The sequence below is a fragment of the Streptomyces hygroscopicus subsp. hygroscopicus genome (genome assembly GCF_030269125.1).
In the GTDB taxonomy this organism is placed as follows: Bacteria; Actinomycetota; Actinomycetes; order Streptomycetales; family Streptomycetaceae; genus Streptomyces; species Streptomyces hygroscopicus_C.
In genome coordinates, this window is the sequence record NZ_BSSM01000018.1 from 12709 (window position 1) to 26498 (window position 13790).

15 protein-coding genes are annotated in these 13790 nt (G+C 74.7%); 4 read left to right on the plus strand and 11 right to left on the minus strand.

Going from position 1 to position 13790, the window contains the following annotated elements; translation table 11 throughout:
- The 7 genes from QSK45_RS31385 to QSK45_RS31415 form a co-directional block, all read right to left on the minus strand.
- Entirely contained in the window at positions 1 to 705 is a 705-nt protein-coding gene (locus tag QSK45_RS31385) for an HAD family hydrolase (protein ID WP_285562284.1), read from the minus strand.
- 8 nt (positions 706 to 713) lie between these two features.
- Positions 714 to 1838: a TIGR03364 family FAD-dependent oxidoreductase gene (locus QSK45_RS31390; protein ID WP_285562285.1), complete on the minus strand. Its 1125-nt coding sequence runs from the start codon at positions 1836 to 1838 to the stop codon at positions 714 to 716.
- Between the two features lie 162 nt (positions 1839 to 2000).
- Positions 2001 to 2756, minus strand: a complete 756-nt coding sequence (locus QSK45_RS31395; RefSeq protein ID WP_285562286.1) for a GntR family transcriptional regulator — start codon at positions 2754 to 2756, stop codon at positions 2001 to 2003.
- A gap of 38 nt (positions 2757 to 2794) precedes the next feature.
- The gene (locus tag QSK45_RS31400) at positions 2795 to 3754 is read right to left on the minus strand and encodes a hypothetical protein (protein ID WP_285562287.1); all 960 of its coding nucleotides are present in this window, start codon (positions 3752 to 3754) and stop codon (positions 2795 to 2797) included.
- Between the two features lie 801 nt (positions 3755 to 4555).
- A complete protein-coding gene (locus QSK45_RS31405; RefSeq protein ID WP_285562288.1) occupies positions 4556 to 4855 on the minus strand; it encodes a hypothetical protein in 300 nt (99 codons plus the stop codon).
- Between the two features lie 47 nt (positions 4856 to 4902).
- A complete protein-coding gene (locus QSK45_RS31410) occupies positions 4903 to 5250 on the minus strand; it encodes a hypothetical protein (protein ID WP_285562289.1) in 348 nt (115 codons plus the stop codon).
- A 383-nt stretch (positions 5251 to 5633) separates the two neighbouring features.
- Positions 5634 to 6764, minus strand: coding sequence for an ROK family transcriptional regulator (locus QSK45_RS31415; protein WP_285562290.1), 1131 nt, complete (start codon positions 6762 to 6764; stop codon positions 5634 to 5636).
- 56 nt (positions 6765 to 6820) lie between these two features.
- On the opposite strand from QSK45_RS31415, the gene QSK45_RS31420 reads away from it, so the two are divergent.
- The 3 genes from QSK45_RS31420 (at position 6821) to QSK45_RS31430 (ending at position 9370) form a co-directional block, all read left to right on the plus strand.
- Positions 6821 to 7885, plus strand: coding sequence for a Gfo/Idh/MocA family protein (locus QSK45_RS31420; RefSeq protein WP_285562291.1), 1065 nt, complete (start codon positions 6821 to 6823; stop codon positions 7883 to 7885).
- Positions 7885 to 8370: a heme-degrading domain-containing protein gene (locus QSK45_RS31425; protein ID WP_285562292.1), complete on the plus strand. Its 486-nt coding sequence runs from the start codon at positions 7885 to 7887 to the stop codon at positions 8368 to 8370. Before QSK45_RS31420 ends, QSK45_RS31425 begins: the two co-directional genes overlap by 1 nt.
- A 124-nt stretch (positions 8371 to 8494) precedes the next feature.
- A complete protein-coding gene (locus tag QSK45_RS31430; protein WP_285562293.1) occupies positions 8495 to 9370 on the plus strand; it encodes an LLM class F420-dependent oxidoreductase in 876 nt (291 codons plus the stop codon).
- Between the two features lie 110 nt (positions 9371 to 9480).
- Here QSK45_RS31430 and QSK45_RS31435 read toward each other — a convergent pair whose 3' ends face one another.
- The 4 genes from QSK45_RS31435 to QSK45_RS31450 form a co-directional block, all read right to left on the minus strand.
- Complete coding sequence (locus QSK45_RS31435) at positions 9481 to 10338, minus strand: fumarylacetoacetate hydrolase family protein (RefSeq protein WP_285562294.1); 858 nt, start codon at positions 10336 to 10338, stop codon at positions 9481 to 9483.
- A 133-nt stretch (positions 10339 to 10471) separates the two neighbouring features.
- The gene (locus QSK45_RS31440; RefSeq protein WP_285562295.1) at positions 10472 to 11191 is read right to left on the minus strand and encodes a YidC/Oxa1 family membrane protein insertase; all 720 of its coding nucleotides are present in this window, start codon (positions 11189 to 11191) and stop codon (positions 10472 to 10474) included.
- Between the two features lie 88 nt (positions 11192 to 11279).
- A complete protein-coding gene (locus QSK45_RS31445; RefSeq protein WP_285562296.1) occupies positions 11280 to 11594 on the minus strand; it encodes a DUF6412 domain-containing protein in 315 nt (104 codons plus the stop codon).
- A gap of 36 nt (positions 11595 to 11630) precedes the next feature.
- Positions 11631 to 12158, minus strand: coding sequence for a winged helix-turn-helix transcriptional regulator (locus QSK45_RS31450; protein WP_285562297.1), 528 nt, complete (start codon positions 12156 to 12158; stop codon positions 11631 to 11633).
- Positions 12159 to 12260: 102 nt separating this feature from the next.
- Here QSK45_RS31450 and QSK45_RS31455 point away from each other — a divergent pair, with 102 nt between their 5' ends.
- Entirely contained in the window at positions 12261 to 13700 is a 1440-nt protein-coding gene (locus QSK45_RS31455) for an MFS transporter (protein WP_285562298.1), read from the plus strand.
- Positions 13701 to 13790: the final 90 nt, after the last annotated feature.

Consider the following 13790-nt stretch of genomic DNA (forward strand, 5'->3'; position numbering starts at 1 on the left):
TCACCGCGCTCCCGTGAGCAGGGCGGGCAGGCCGGCCACCGAGTCCAGGACGTGGGTGGCACCGGCGGCGCGGAACTCGTCGTCGCCGTGGGCCCCGGTACGCACCCCGACGACGAGACCGGCCCCGGCGCGCACCCCGCTGAGCACGTCGTACGAGGTGTCCCCGATCACGGCGACCTGGCGTACGTCCTCCGCGGCCTTGGTGCGCAGGAACGCCTCCAGGACCATGTCCGGGAAGGGCCGCCCGCGCCCGCCGGCGTCGGCCGGGCACAGGGTGAGCGGGACCAGGTCCTGCCAGCCGAGGGCGGCGAGGATGGCGTCCTGGGTGATCCGGGCGAAGCCGGTGGTCAGGACGACGGTACGGCCGCTCGCGAGCAGTTCCTCGACGGCCTCGCGGGCGCCGGGGACGGGGGCGATCAGGCCGCCGTCGACCAGTTCGCCGTACGCCTTCTCGAAGGCGGCGTTGGCACGCCGGGCCCGTTCCTCGTCCCCGAACAGGTGCCGGAAGACGGAGATCTTGGACTCGCCCATGGTGGCCCGAACGTGGGCGAGGTGCCCGGCGTGCTCGGCCGTGCCCTCACGGACGCCGAGTTCGGCGGCGGCCACGGCGAAGGCGCGCTCCACGAGCCCGCCGTCGGCGACGGTGGTGCCGGCCATGTCGAGGACGAGGAGCCGGATGTCGGGGGTGGTCTCTGCGTGGGTCATCGGGGTGCTCACCAGCCCAGTTCGTTCGCGGTGGTCTCGGCTATCGCGGGGGAGCAGGTCATGCCCCGGCCACCGGGACCGGTGACCAGCCATACCCCGTCGCCGACCTGCTGGCGGTGTACGACGCGGGTCTTGTCGGTGCACTGCGCGTACACGCCCGCCCAGCGGTGCCGGATGCGCGGAAGCGGCCGGCCCAGCAGGCCCTCCACGACACCGGTGAGGTGCTCGTAGGGCTCCTCCACGGTGTCGAAGGCGAAGGGGTGTTCGTACTCGTGGGTGTCGCCGATGGTCAGGCCGCCGTCGGCGCGCTGGACCATGAGCAGCTGCATCCCGTGCGCGGCCGCGGTCCGCGGCTGCGGCTGGCCCGCGTTGAGCGCGTCCAGTGCCGGGGAGGCGTAGGCCGGGTAGTAGCGGAAGCTGTCGCCGTCGGCGACCGAGGTGGGCAGCGTCTCGCCCAGAGGTTCGGTCTGCATCATCTGCAAGCGGACCCGGCGCACGGGCAGTTCGGGGCCGGCCAGCTCGCGGACCAGACCGCCGAGCCAGGCGCCGGTGGCCAGCACGACCGCGTCGGCGTGGTGCACGTCGCCGTGGTCGTCCCGGACGGTTCCGGCACCGACCACCTCGCGGACCTCACGGCCCGGCAGGAAGGTGTAGGCGGGGGACTCGCGCAGTTGCTCGCGCAGGGCGAGCTGCGCGGTGCGCGGCTCGACCGCGGCGTCCCGCTCGCAGTGCAGGGCGGCGATGAACTCGCCGCGCAGGGCGGGGTTGACCGCGCGCGCCTCGTCCGGGGTCAGCAGCTTGTAGCCGCGGGCCGCGGCGTCCGGGCGGGCCACGGCGGCCTCGGCGACGGCCAGTTCCAGGTCCGTGCGCACCGGGGTCAGGGAGCCGTTGGCGCGGAAGCCCAGCCCCGCCACCCGGCGGCCGATGCCCTCCCACAGTTCCCGCGCCCGCAGCGCGGTCTCCAGCTCTTCTCCCCCAGCCCGGCCACTGACCCAGATCTGGCCGAAGTTGCGCACCGAGGCGCCGCGCGCCTCGGCCCCCCGCTCGATCTGTACGACCTCGTGGCCGCGTTCGATTGCTTGCCAGGCGTGCATGGTGCCGACCACGCCGCCTCCGACGACTGTCACTCTCACAACGTCAACGCTCCTCGGGGGCCGGTAACCGGAAACGTCCGCCGGTCGACGGAGGCGTGAACTGCCCATCACGTTTGGGCTAGACCCGTTATCCTAACGTGATGTATCGAGGAGTCGGTGTACCGGTGTCTTCGCGGCGGAAGCGGATCTCCCCCGGTGGCCTCAGCCCTGGAGGTGGGCGGTGAAGGAGAACCGGTCCCCCCGGTACAGCGACCGCACCCGCTCCAGCGGCCGGCCGTCGGTGTCCCGGGACACCCGGTGGATCAGCAGCATCGGCAGGGCGGGCGGGGTGCCGATGAGCAGGGCCTCGCGGGGGGTGGCGAGCACGGTCTCCAGGCGCTCGTCGGCGTCGCCGAAGCTGATGCCCTGGTCGGCGAGATAGCCGTAGAAGGAGGAGTCGGCGTCGAAGTCCGAGTCCAGCCGGGGCACCCGCTCGACGGCGACGTACGTGCTCTCCAGGCCGACCCGCTCCTCGTCCGCGAGCAGCACGCGCTCCAGGTGCCAGACGGGCTCGCCCTTCGTCAGCCCGGTCTCGTCGGCCAGCGCCTGCGGACACGGGAAGCGGTCGAGCGTGACGAGCGTACGACCGGGGGTACGGCCCTGGCGGCGCACGCCCTCGGTGTAGCTCGCGAGGGACAGCGGCTGGGCGAGCTTCGGCCCGGCCACCACGGTCCCGCGCCCACGCCGGCGCAGCCGCCCCTCCAGGACCAGCTCCCGCACCGCCTGGCGCACGGTCTCGCGGGCGACGTCGTACCGCTCGGCGAGATCCCGCTCGGTCGGGATGACGCTGTCCTCCCCCAGCTGCTCCAGCAGCGCGGCGATCCTCGCCTTCACCGCGTAGTACTTCGGGATCCTGCCGTGCTCGGGGATGCCGGACCGGACGGGGGCGCCTGGGGCCTGCTCATAGGGGTAGTCCACGCGGGGATCGTCGCAGACGGGGGTGGGGGCACCTCAAGTCAGCGACGCCTGCGGGCCGACAGGAACGCGGCGCCCGCCACGGCGAGCAGGGTGCCGGCGGCGGCGAGGAGGCCGTGGGTGAGGGCGGGGCCGGTGCGGGCGAGTTCGCGGGCGCGTTCGCCGGCTTCCCGGGCGTCCTGGGCGAAGGGGAGGGAGGAGTCGGGGGCGGTGGCCGGGGGGTCGGAGGGAGAGGCCCCGGTGGGGGCGGCGGCCTGCGGTCGTCGCGGGTCCGTGCCCGTACCCGTGCCGGTGCCCGTACCCGTGCCCGTACCCGTACCCGGCAGGTCCTGGGCGACCGGGGTCCGCTCCGCGTCCGGGTCCTGTTCCGTGGACTGCCCGGGAGCCGGGGAAGCCTCCGTGCCGACCCCGAACCGGTAGGCGTTGGACTCCCCGACCCAGTCGCCGTCCCGGCCGCGGCGCTGTACGGCGGCGGCGTGGGCCGTGACCTGGTCGGGGACGGCGGCGTCGTGGGTGAGCGCGAGGCGGACCCGCACGCTGACGGTCTTGCCGGGCGGCACGCCGAAACCGCCGAATCCGGGTGCGTCCAACACGCCTACCAACTCCTTCTCGTCGGTGCTCTCGAACGTCACCGGCCGGACCCGGGTGCCGTCGTGGAAGTCCAGCCGGGCCTGTTCCGCCGTCAGGAGGTGCCGGTCGTCGACGAGGACGACGACCGGGTGGATGCCGGCGCAGGAGCGGCTGGTGGTGTTGGTGAGGTCGATGTACCAGGTGCTGTGGTCGCCGCCGGGCCGGTACTCGGTGGGGCCGCCGCGGATCCGGGTGGCGAGCGGGAAGGCGTGCTCGCCGGGGGAGGCGCAGGAGGGGACCGGGGTGGGGGTGGTACCGGTGGCGGCCGCGGGGAGGGCGGCGACCGGAAGGGGGACGAGGGCGGCGGCCGCGGCGAGGCCGAGGGAGCGGAGGGCGATGCGGCCGGAGGACGGGGACGTGCACAGTCGCATGGACACATGACCATGCCGGGCCGGGGGCGCGGGCGCACGATGCCACTCCGGAGCAGCCCTGGCCGCCCCTCGATCGGCGGACCGGGCGAGCGGGGATCGGGTACCGGTCCGGGGGACGGGATGGAGGGAGGGGGTGGAGGGAGGGGGTGGCGGAAGGGGTGGAGGGAGGGGTGGCGGAGGCGGGGGTCACGGCGGCAGAGGCAGAGGCAGAGGCGGAGGCGGGGGTCGCGGCGGCGGAAACGGGGACGGGGACGGGGATCACGGCGGCAGAAACGGTCGTTCAGGAGGCGGTCGGCCGTGGCGGCGGGCCGGGGGCGGCCAGCCAGGGCGATCAGCCAAGGGGACGGTCAGCCGGGGACGGTCAGCCGGGGACGGTCAGCCGGGGGCGGCCAGCCAAGGGCGGCCAGCCACGGGCGGTCGGCCAAGGTGACGGTCAGCCGGGGGCGGCCAGCCACGGGCGGTCGGCCAAGGTGACGGTCAGCCGGGGGCGGCCAGCCACGGGCGGTCGGCCAAGGTGACGGTCAGCCGGGGGCGGCCAGCCAAGAGCGGTCGGCCAAGGTGACGGTCAGCCGGGGGCGGTCAGGAGGCGGCTGGCAGAAGGCGGTCACCCAGGGGCCGCCCAGGAGGGGGACAAGCCCGGAGGGGGCAAGCCAGGAGACGACCAGCAAGGAAGCAACCGGTCAGATAGCGACCAGTGAGAAAGCGACCAGCCGGGAGGCGGCCGGTGAGGAAGTGACCCGCCAGGAGGGGGCCGGCCGCGAAGCGATCAGGCGGGGGAGCGGGTAACCAGGGGGCGGTCGGTCAGGAGGCGCCGGCGCAGACGTGCTCGGCCTCGACGGCCGTCGAGTCGCGCAGGCTTTCGGCCTGTTGCGCCGCCTGCCGCTGGGAGGCGTCGGGATGCCCGCCGTCGGCGACGCTGCGCAGCAGGTCCGCCTTCAGGTCGTCGTCATCCCGCTCCGCCTTCTGGGCCGCGGCCAGGGCCTTGTCGCAGTCGGCCGCGTGGGCGACGGGGACGGCGGGGGCGGCGGGGGCGGCGGGGGCGGCGGCGGAGAACGCGAGGAGCGCGACGGCACCGGCCGCGCACGGGCGCAGGGACCTCATGGGAACCTCCGATTTGGCGGTTCGTACGGTTCGAAAGGGCGCGCGCTTCAGGAGGACAGCGTGACCACCCGTCCGCGGTCCCGGACATCCACGCATGCCTGGTAGGGGTTGGGATCCCCCTGCCGTTCCCGGCACTTCCACCGTGCACCGGCCGCCTGCACGTCGGCCCCGGCCGAGCCGTGCCAGACCTTCGTGTACGCGGCGGCGACCCGCATGGCCACGCCGCAGGCCACCCCCTCGCCCGCGAGCACGCCGAGCCCGGAAGCGGGATCGACCCCGCAGTACCTGACGCTCGCGCCCTGGGCCGCGACGGCCGTTCCGCCGCCCGAGACACAGAGCAGGCCGGTCCCGACCACCCCGACGGCCACTCTCGCCTTCAGAGACATCACCGACATCGCAAGCACCTCCGTTCCCGCGAGCCACTCCACCAGCATGAGTACCCACATACGGGTTCGGCGTTCGCGACGCGACGGGGTCGGCCATGAGGGCGGGGGGGGTCGGCCATGAGGCGGCGAAAACCGGTGGCCGGGCGCCTCCGGTCGCCGTTACCGTGCCGCCGGACCGAGTCGCCGAGGCAAGGACGTGCGGATCCCGCGCTGGCGGCCGAGCTGCTCCAGGACGCGGCCGTGCGGCGCCGTGGTCGCGTCGTCCTACCTGCCGGTCATGCGCACCGCCGAGACGAGATTCCCCTCGGTGATCAGGCCGCGGTTCCCGCGCCCCTTCGGGGCGGGCACCGCGAGGCGTGCCCGCCGACGCCCCCCGCGGGCAGTCGTGCCGCTCATCCCTCCCCCCGCCCGAAGACCCCCACCCCCAGCACCATCTCCGCCGCGCCCAGGGAGACGACCCGCTCCCCCTGCCGCACGACCCCCACCGCGGCCTCCTCCCGCAGCCCCTCCCGCCGCGCCCGCGCGTCCAGCACCTCCGACACGCCCCGCACGAACGGCGAGGGATCGCGCAGTACCGTCCGCCCACCGAGCAGCACCCGGTCGATGTCCAGCAGTCCCACCAGGTTCCCGGCCCCCACCCCCAGCACCCGCGCCGCCGTCTCCACCTCGCCCCGCGCCACGGCGGACAGGCACAGCACCTCCAGGCACCCCCGGTCCCCGCACTCGCAGCGGGGACCGTCCAGCTGCACGACCTGGTGCCCGAACTCGCCCGCCCCGGTCCGCGCCCCCCGGTGCACCCGGCCGCCGATCACCAGCCCGGCGCCGAGCCCCGTACCGAGATGGAGATACGCGAAGGATCCGCCCTCGCCTCCCGCCGCGAGCCCGACCGCCGCCGCGTTCGTGTCCTTGTCCACGACCACCGGCACGCCCAACCGCTCGCGGAGCGCGTCCCGCAGGGGAAACCCGTCCCAGCCCGGGAACCCGGTCACCCGGTGCAGCACCCCCCGCGCGTGGTCGAGCGGCCCCGGCAGTGCCACCCCCACCCCCAGCAGCGACCCGGCCTCCGTGAGTTCCCCGGACCCCAGGAACGACCGGACGGTCTCCCGCACCGCCGCCACGACCACCCCGAGCACGGCCTCCGCCCCCGCCCCGAGGTCCAGCCCCTCCCGCCGCTCCCCCACCACGGCCCCGTCCAGTCGCACGAGCACCACCCGCAGCGCGTCGCGGTCCATCTGCACCCCGACCGCGTGCCCCGCCTCCGGCACCAGTCGCAGCACCGTCCGCGGCTTGCCGCCGGTGGACGCCCGCCGTCCCGCCTCCGCCGCGAGCCCCGCCTCCCGCAGCCGACCGGTGATCTTGCTGACGGCCTGCGGGGTCAGCCCGGTCCGCTCGGCCAGTTCCAGCCGGCTGATCCCGTCCGCCCCGGCCCCGCGCAGCAGGGACAGCACCAGCGCGCTGTTGTGCGACCGCACCACGCCCAGGTTCGCTCCGGCCCGCCCACTGTTCACCCTGTCCTCGCTCACACGCCCATTCTCCCCGCCGCTTGCACTTTGGCAACAGCGTTGCCAAAGTGGAGGGCATGAGCACCTCCCTCCGCGTCGGCCTGATCGGCTACGGCCTCGCCGGCTCCGTCTTCCACGCCCCCCTGATCGCCGCCACCGAGGGCCTCGCCCTCGACACGGTCGTCACCTCGAACCCGGAGCGGCAGCGGCAGGCCCGCGACGAGTTCCCGGACGTGACGCTCGCCCGGACCCCCGAGGAACTCCTCGCCCGCGCGGGCGAGTTGGACCTGGTCGTCGTCGCCTCCCCGAACAAGACGCACGTCCCGCTCGCCACCGCGGCGCTCGAAGCGGGCCTCCCCGTGGTCGTGGACAAGCCGGTCGCCGGCACCGCCGCCGAGGCCCGCGCCCTCGCCGCCCTCGCCGAGGAGCGCGGCCTGCTCCTGTCGGTCTTCCAGAACCGCCGCTGGGACAACGACTTCCTGACCCTGCGCACCCTCCTGGAGGACGGCGCGCTCGGTGACGTACGCCGTTTCGAGTCCCGCTTCGAGCGCTGGCGCCCGCGGCCCAAGGGCGGCTGGCGCGAGTCCGGCGACCCGGCCGAGATCGGCGGTCTGCTCTACGACCTCGGCAGCCACGTCGTCGACCAGGCCCTGGTCCTGTTCGGCCCGGCCGCGACGGTGTACGCCGAGACGGACGTGCGCCGCCCGGGTGCCGAGACCGACGACGACACCTTCATCGCGCTCACCCACACCAGCGGCGTCCGCTCCCACCTCCACGTCTCCGCGACGGCCCCCCAACTCGGCCCGCGCTTCCGCGTGTCGGGCTCCGAGGCGGGCTATGTGAAGTACGGCCTCGACCCCCAGGAGGCCGCCCTGCGCGAGGGCCTGCGCCCCGGGCCCAGGTGGGGCGCCGAGCCCGAGTCGCTGTACGGCCGCATCGGCGCCGGAGAATCCCCGCTGACCGGCGGCGGCACCCCGGTGAAGACCCTGCCCGGCGACTACCCCGCCTACTACGCGGCCGTCGCCGCCGCCCTCACCGGCGCGGGACCCAACCCGGTGACCGCCCTGGAGGCGGCCGCCGCCCTCGACGTACTGGAGGCGGCCCGCAGGTCCGCCCAGGAGAAGGTGGCGGTGACCCTCTGATGGCGGACCAGCGGCTCGCCCCCTCCGTCGAGGAGTTGGAGGCCCAGGAGGACCGCCTGGTCCTGCGCCGGTTCACGTACGACGACGCCTGGGCCCTCGGGTCCCTGCTGGTCGAGCTGGCCCGCGAGCGCCGGGCGCCGGTCGCCGTCGACATCCACCGCGGCGGCCAGCAGCTCTTCCACGCGGCGCTGCCCGGCTCCACCCCGGACAACGACGCCTGGATCGCCCGCAAGCGCCGGGTGGTCGAGCGTTACGGTGCCTCCTCCTACCTGGTCGGCTCCCGTTTCCGCGCCAAGGGCACCACCTTCGAGGACTCCTCCCGCCTCGACCCGGGCGAGTACGCGGCCCACGGCGGCTCGTTCCCGATCCGGGTGGCACACGTGGGCGTCGTCGGCGCGGTGACCGTCTCGGGCCTGCCGCAGATCGAGGACCACCGGCTGGTGGTCGCGGCGCTGGAGGAGTTCCTCGGCCGTTCGACCGACTGACGGAACCAGGGGATCAACCGACTGAGGGAACCCGGGGAATCAGCCGGACCGCCCTCCGGTTGGCAGTGGGCACAGACGTGATGATCGCAGCAGCACCGCCCCACCACCCGGAGGGATCGCACGCATGAGTGACACCACAGGACGGCTGAAGGAGCGCCTCGGCCGGCACGGCGTCTGGGACGTCGGGCTGCGCGCCGAGGACCCCGCCCGGCGCGGCGAGCAGGAGGACGCCGCCGCCGAGCTGGAGGAACTCGACTTCGGCGCCATCTGGCTCGGCGGCAACAGCACCGCGGAGAACGCCGCCCCGCTCATCGGGGTCACCCGTCACATCACCGTCGGCACCAGCATCCAGAGCGTGTGGCAGCGGGACGCCGCCACGACCGCGGCCGACTTCGCCCGGCTGGAGTCGTCGCACCCCGGCCGTTTCCTGCTGGGCCTCGGCGTCAGCCACGGCCCCCGGGTGGAGGGCTACCACCGGCCGTACTCCGCGATGGTCGACTACCTGGACGAGCTGGACAAGGCGGGCGTCCCGGCCGGCCGCCGCGTCCTCGCCGCGCTCGGCCCCAGGATGCTGAACCTGGCCGGCGACCGCGCGGCCGGCGCCATCCCCTACCTCGTCACCCCCGAGCACACCGCGAAGGCCCGCGAGATCCTCGGCCGGGGACCGCTGCTCGCCCCGGAGTTCAAGGTCGTCCTGGAGTCGGACCCGACCCGCGCCCGCGACATCGCCCGCGCCTACCTGGCCCGCTACCTCGAACTCCCCAACTACACCAACAACTTCCTCCGTCTCGGCTTCAGCGAGGACGACGTCGCCGACGGCGGCAGCGACCGCCTCATCGACGCGGTCTTCGCCTGGGGCACCGACGACCGGATCAGCTCGCGCATCCGCGCCTTCCACCAGGCGGGCGCCGACCACGTGGCCCTCCAGGTGGTGACGGAGAACCCCGGCGCCGACCTCCCGAGGGAGCAGTGGCGCAGGCTGGCACTGCTGTTGAGGTGACCGGCCCCGCCCCCGGGGCGCGGGGCTGATCTGCGGCTCCGCCGCGTGGGCGCGCGGACCACCCGCGCCCGACGACGAAGTCGCAGCTCCCCCGCGCTCCGGTGGAGCGGCTACGCGTCCTGGAACTCCTGCCGCTGCCGCCCGAGTCCCTCGACCTCCAGCTCCACCACGTCCCCGGCCCGCAGATACGGCTTCGGCTCGGGCCGCCCCAGCGCCACCCCCGCCGGGGTGCCCGTGTTGATCACGTCGCCGGGGTGGAGCGTCATGAAACGGCTGACGTACCGCACCACTTCGCCCACGGGGAAGATCTGCTCCGCGGTCGTACCGTCCTGCTTCAGCTCCCCGTTGACCCACAGCCTCAACGACAGCCGCTGCGGGTCCGGCACCTCGTCGGCCGTCACCAGCCACGGCCCGAGCGGGTTGAACGTCTCGCAGTTCTTGCCCTTGTCCCACGTCCCGCCGCGCTCGATCTGGAACTCCCGCTCGGAGACGTCGTGCGCGACCGCGTACCCGGCGACGTGCGCGAGCCCCTCCTCGGCCGACTCCAGGTACCGCGCCGGGCGCCCGATGACGACGGCCAGCTCCACCTCCCAGTCGGTCTTGGCGGAGCCGCGCGGCACGAGCACGGTGTCGTTCGGCCCGACCACGGTGTCCGGCGCCTTGAGGAAGACGACCGGCTCGCCGGGCGGCTCGGCGCCGGTCTCGCGCGCGTGGTCGTGGTAGTTGAGCCCGATGCACACGATCTTCCCGACGCGCCCGAGCGGCGGCCCGATCCGCAGCCCCGCCGCGTCCAGCTCGGGCAGCCCACCGGCCGCGGCGGCGTCCCGCACCCGGCCGAGCGCGGCCTCGTCGGCGAGCAACGCCCCGTCGATGTCGTCCACGAGTGCGGACAGATCGCGCAGGGTCCCGTCGGCGTCGAGCAGCGCGGGCCGCTCCGCCCCGGCCGTCCCCACTCGCAGCAGCTTCACGGTCACCATCTCCCTCGGTCGCGGGCGCCCGGCCGACGTGTGCAGCCGTCGGAGGACCGGACGATCCTCCGGTTCCCCCGTCCACCGGGCAAGACCCTGTTCACGTACTGGACCGTGACTCCGGCTTCCCCGGCTACGGCCGCCGGTACAGCGCGGCCCGTTCCACCGCGCTCCACGTCGTGCTGGTGACGACGTACAACGCGGCGGCGAGCGGTACGACGGCCACGGTGACCAGCGTGAGGAAGGACAGGAACGGCATCACCCTGCCGACCGCGCCGAGCCCCGGCACCTGCTCCTCGCCACCGGCGGCGGCCATGACCGGGTTCTGCGCCATCTGCTTCTTCGTGCGCGTGTAGGTGAAGAAGGCGACGCCCGCGACGAGCGTGAAGAGCCCCAGGTAGACCGCCCCGGCCCCGCCGAACGCCCCTCCGTCGGCGAGCGCGTCGGCCCATCGTCCGCCGAGCGGCGCCGCGAACAGCCGGTGGGCGAGCAGCGCGTTGCCCGAGGTGCCGGAGAACAGGTGGTAGAGCAGGAAGAACGCGGGGAGCTGGAGCAGGCTCGGCAGGATTCCGGACAGGGGCGAGACCTTCTCCTCGGCGTGCAGTTCGAGGACCGCCCGCCGCAGACGCTCGGGGTCCTTGGCGTGCCGCCGGCGCAGCTCGGCGATTCTCGGCTGGAGGGCGGCCCGCGCCCGCTGGCCCCGGGCGGCGGCGCGGGAGAGGGGGTGGACGAGGAGGCGTACGAGCGCGGTGAACAGGACGATCGCGGCGGCGGTCGCGGCGCCGTGGCAGACCGGTGCGAGCAGGTCGGCGAGCCGCTCGACCAGGTGTGCGAACACGGAGAAGACGGACATGGGTGAGCCCTCCGGGGGTCTCGTCGTGCCGGGTGGGAGGTGATGTCGGCAGGACGACCCGCGCGGGGTCACGGAGTGCGGACGTGCCCTACGCGGTGGTCGCCGGGAGGGTCCGTCCGGGCGCCCGGGGCCTGCGGCGGCCGGGCGCGTCGGGATCGCGCTGGGGCAGGAAGGCCGTACGCCGGGCGCGGTCGCGTATCGCCGTACGGACGCGGGTGCGTGGCACGGCCGGTACGCGGCCGGCCGCGAGCACGGCGCACAGGGCGAGCGCGGAACCGGCGGCGGCGGTCGCGGCGAGCGCGACGGCGGTGGTGAGGCCGCCGGTGTCGAGGAGCGCGAGGGGAAGCAGCAGGAACAGGGGAGCCGGCAGGAACGCGACGGCACGGCTACGAGCGCGGCTCATCGTCGTCCCTCCCTTCCCCGACCGGCGTCTCGCCGATTATGCCTGCTCGGTCTCCAGCGGTTCCAGCAGCCGCTTCGGCTTGAGCAGGGCGCGGCTGACCGGGTCCGCCGGGTCCGGATCGAGCCCGGGACCCGGTTCCATGACAACGTCGGAGACCGGCACCACGGTTCCGCACAGGGCGCATTCGCCGTACGGCCCGATCTCGGTGCCGCACGCGGCATGCCGGAAGTAGCGCAGCCGGCCGCCGACGAAGTGGTCGCGGCCCCAGGCGCCGAGGGCGCGCAGGGTGGGCCACAGCGCGATGCCGCGCTCGGTGAGCACGTACTCGTCCCGGGGCGGCGACTCCTGGTACCGGCGCTTCTCCAGGATCCCCTCCGCGGTCAGCGTCTGGAGGCGGGCGGCCAGGACGGCGCGCGGGATGCCGAGGTGGACGAGGAAGTCGTTGTAGCGCCGCACGCCGTAGAGCGCGTCCCGCACGACGAGCAGCGTCCAGCGCTCGCCGACGATCTCGAGCGCGCGGGCGATCGAGCACTCCTGTGTCGCGTAGTCCTTGCCCAGTGCCATGCCTCCACTGTAGCCACTTTCCGACGTTAGGTTCAGTGACCGAACCGACCGTGTTACGGTGAGCGGGACAGCTAGGTTCAATCACCGAACTGAGGACTTGCCATGACCGGGCTCGATTCCGCCGCAGTGGGCGAGGCGCACGGGGTGCACGGGGCGCATGGGGTGCCTGGGACGCGTACGACGCGCACGGCGGGAGCCCCGCACGCCGGGCCCGACGTCCCCGCACGCCCCCGCGCCACCCTCGCCCTCGTCAGCGCGGCGACCGCCGTGACCCTGATGAACTACACGGCCCCGATGGTCACGCTCCCCCAGACGGCGGCCGCCCTGCACACCCCGCTCTCCGGCCAGGCATGGCTCCTGAACGGCACCCCGCTGGGCCTCGCCGCCCTCCTCCTGGTGGCCGGCAGCCTCGCCGACGACTACGGCCGCCGCCGGATCTTCCTCACCGGCACCCTGGCCCTGGGTCTGACCACCGCGCTCGGTGCGCTGACCACGTCGACCTGGCAGTTCACCCTGGCCCGCATCGCCCAGGGCGCCGCCAGCGCCGCCCTGCTGGCCAGCGCCCTCGGCCTGATCGTGCACGCCTTCCCGAGCCCGCGCGGCCGGCTGCACGCGACCGGCGTGTGGGGCGCGTTCGTCAGCGGCGGCATCGCCGCGGGCCCCCTGGTGGCGTCCGCGCTCCCGGACTGGCGCGTCGGCTACGGCGTCCTCGGTGCGGCCGCCCTCCTCCTGGCCGCGCTCGGCACCCGCACCCTCGCCGAGTCCCGCGCGCCCCGCGGCGGCCGCCCCGACATACCCGGCGCGCTGACCTTCGGACTGGCCCTGGTCGCCCTGGTCGCCGCGCTGACCCTCGGCCGGGACGGCTGGCTGCGCGCGCCGGTGGGCCTGCTGCTGGCGGCGGCCGTGGCGCTGATCGCCCTCTTCGTGGCCGTCGAACGGCGCTCCGGCACCCCGATGATCGACCTGGGCCTGCTGCGCCGCCCCGGCTTCCTCGCCTCCTCGGCGGGCGGCCTGTTCACGGGCCTCGCGGTGATCGCCGTCTTCAGCTATCTGCCCGCGGTCGTCCAGCAGACCATGCACCTCTCCCCGCCTGCCACGGCCGGCCTGCTCCTGCTCTGGTCCGGCCTGAGCTTCGCCGTCGCCCTCCAGGTCAAGCGCCTGCCCATCGCCCCACGCGTCCAACTCGCGCTGGGCTTCGCCCTGCACGCCGTCGGCGTGCTGACCATGCTCGGCGCCATCGGCTCCGGCTCCTGGACCCGTCTCCTGCCCGGCCTGGTCGTCGGCGGCGTGGGCAGCGGCCTCCTCAACGGCGCCCTCCCCCTCCTCGCCGTCGACTCCGTCCCCCGCGAACGCGCCGCCATGGGCTCCGGCGCCCAGCAGACCCTGCGCTACATCGGCTCCAGCGTCGGCGTCGCCCTCACCATCGCCCTCGCCACCTCCGACGGCCACCTCGCCCACGGCACGAACCTCGCCCTCCTGGTCTCGGCGGGCCTGGCGCTGACGGGGGCGGTCGGGGTGCTGGTGCTGCGGGAACGGAAGTAGTGCCGGGGGGGTGGAAGCGGTGCCGGGGAAAGCAGTGCCCGGGGCGTCAGCGGTGCCCAGGGCGTGAGCAGCGCGGCCCCCTCTCCACTC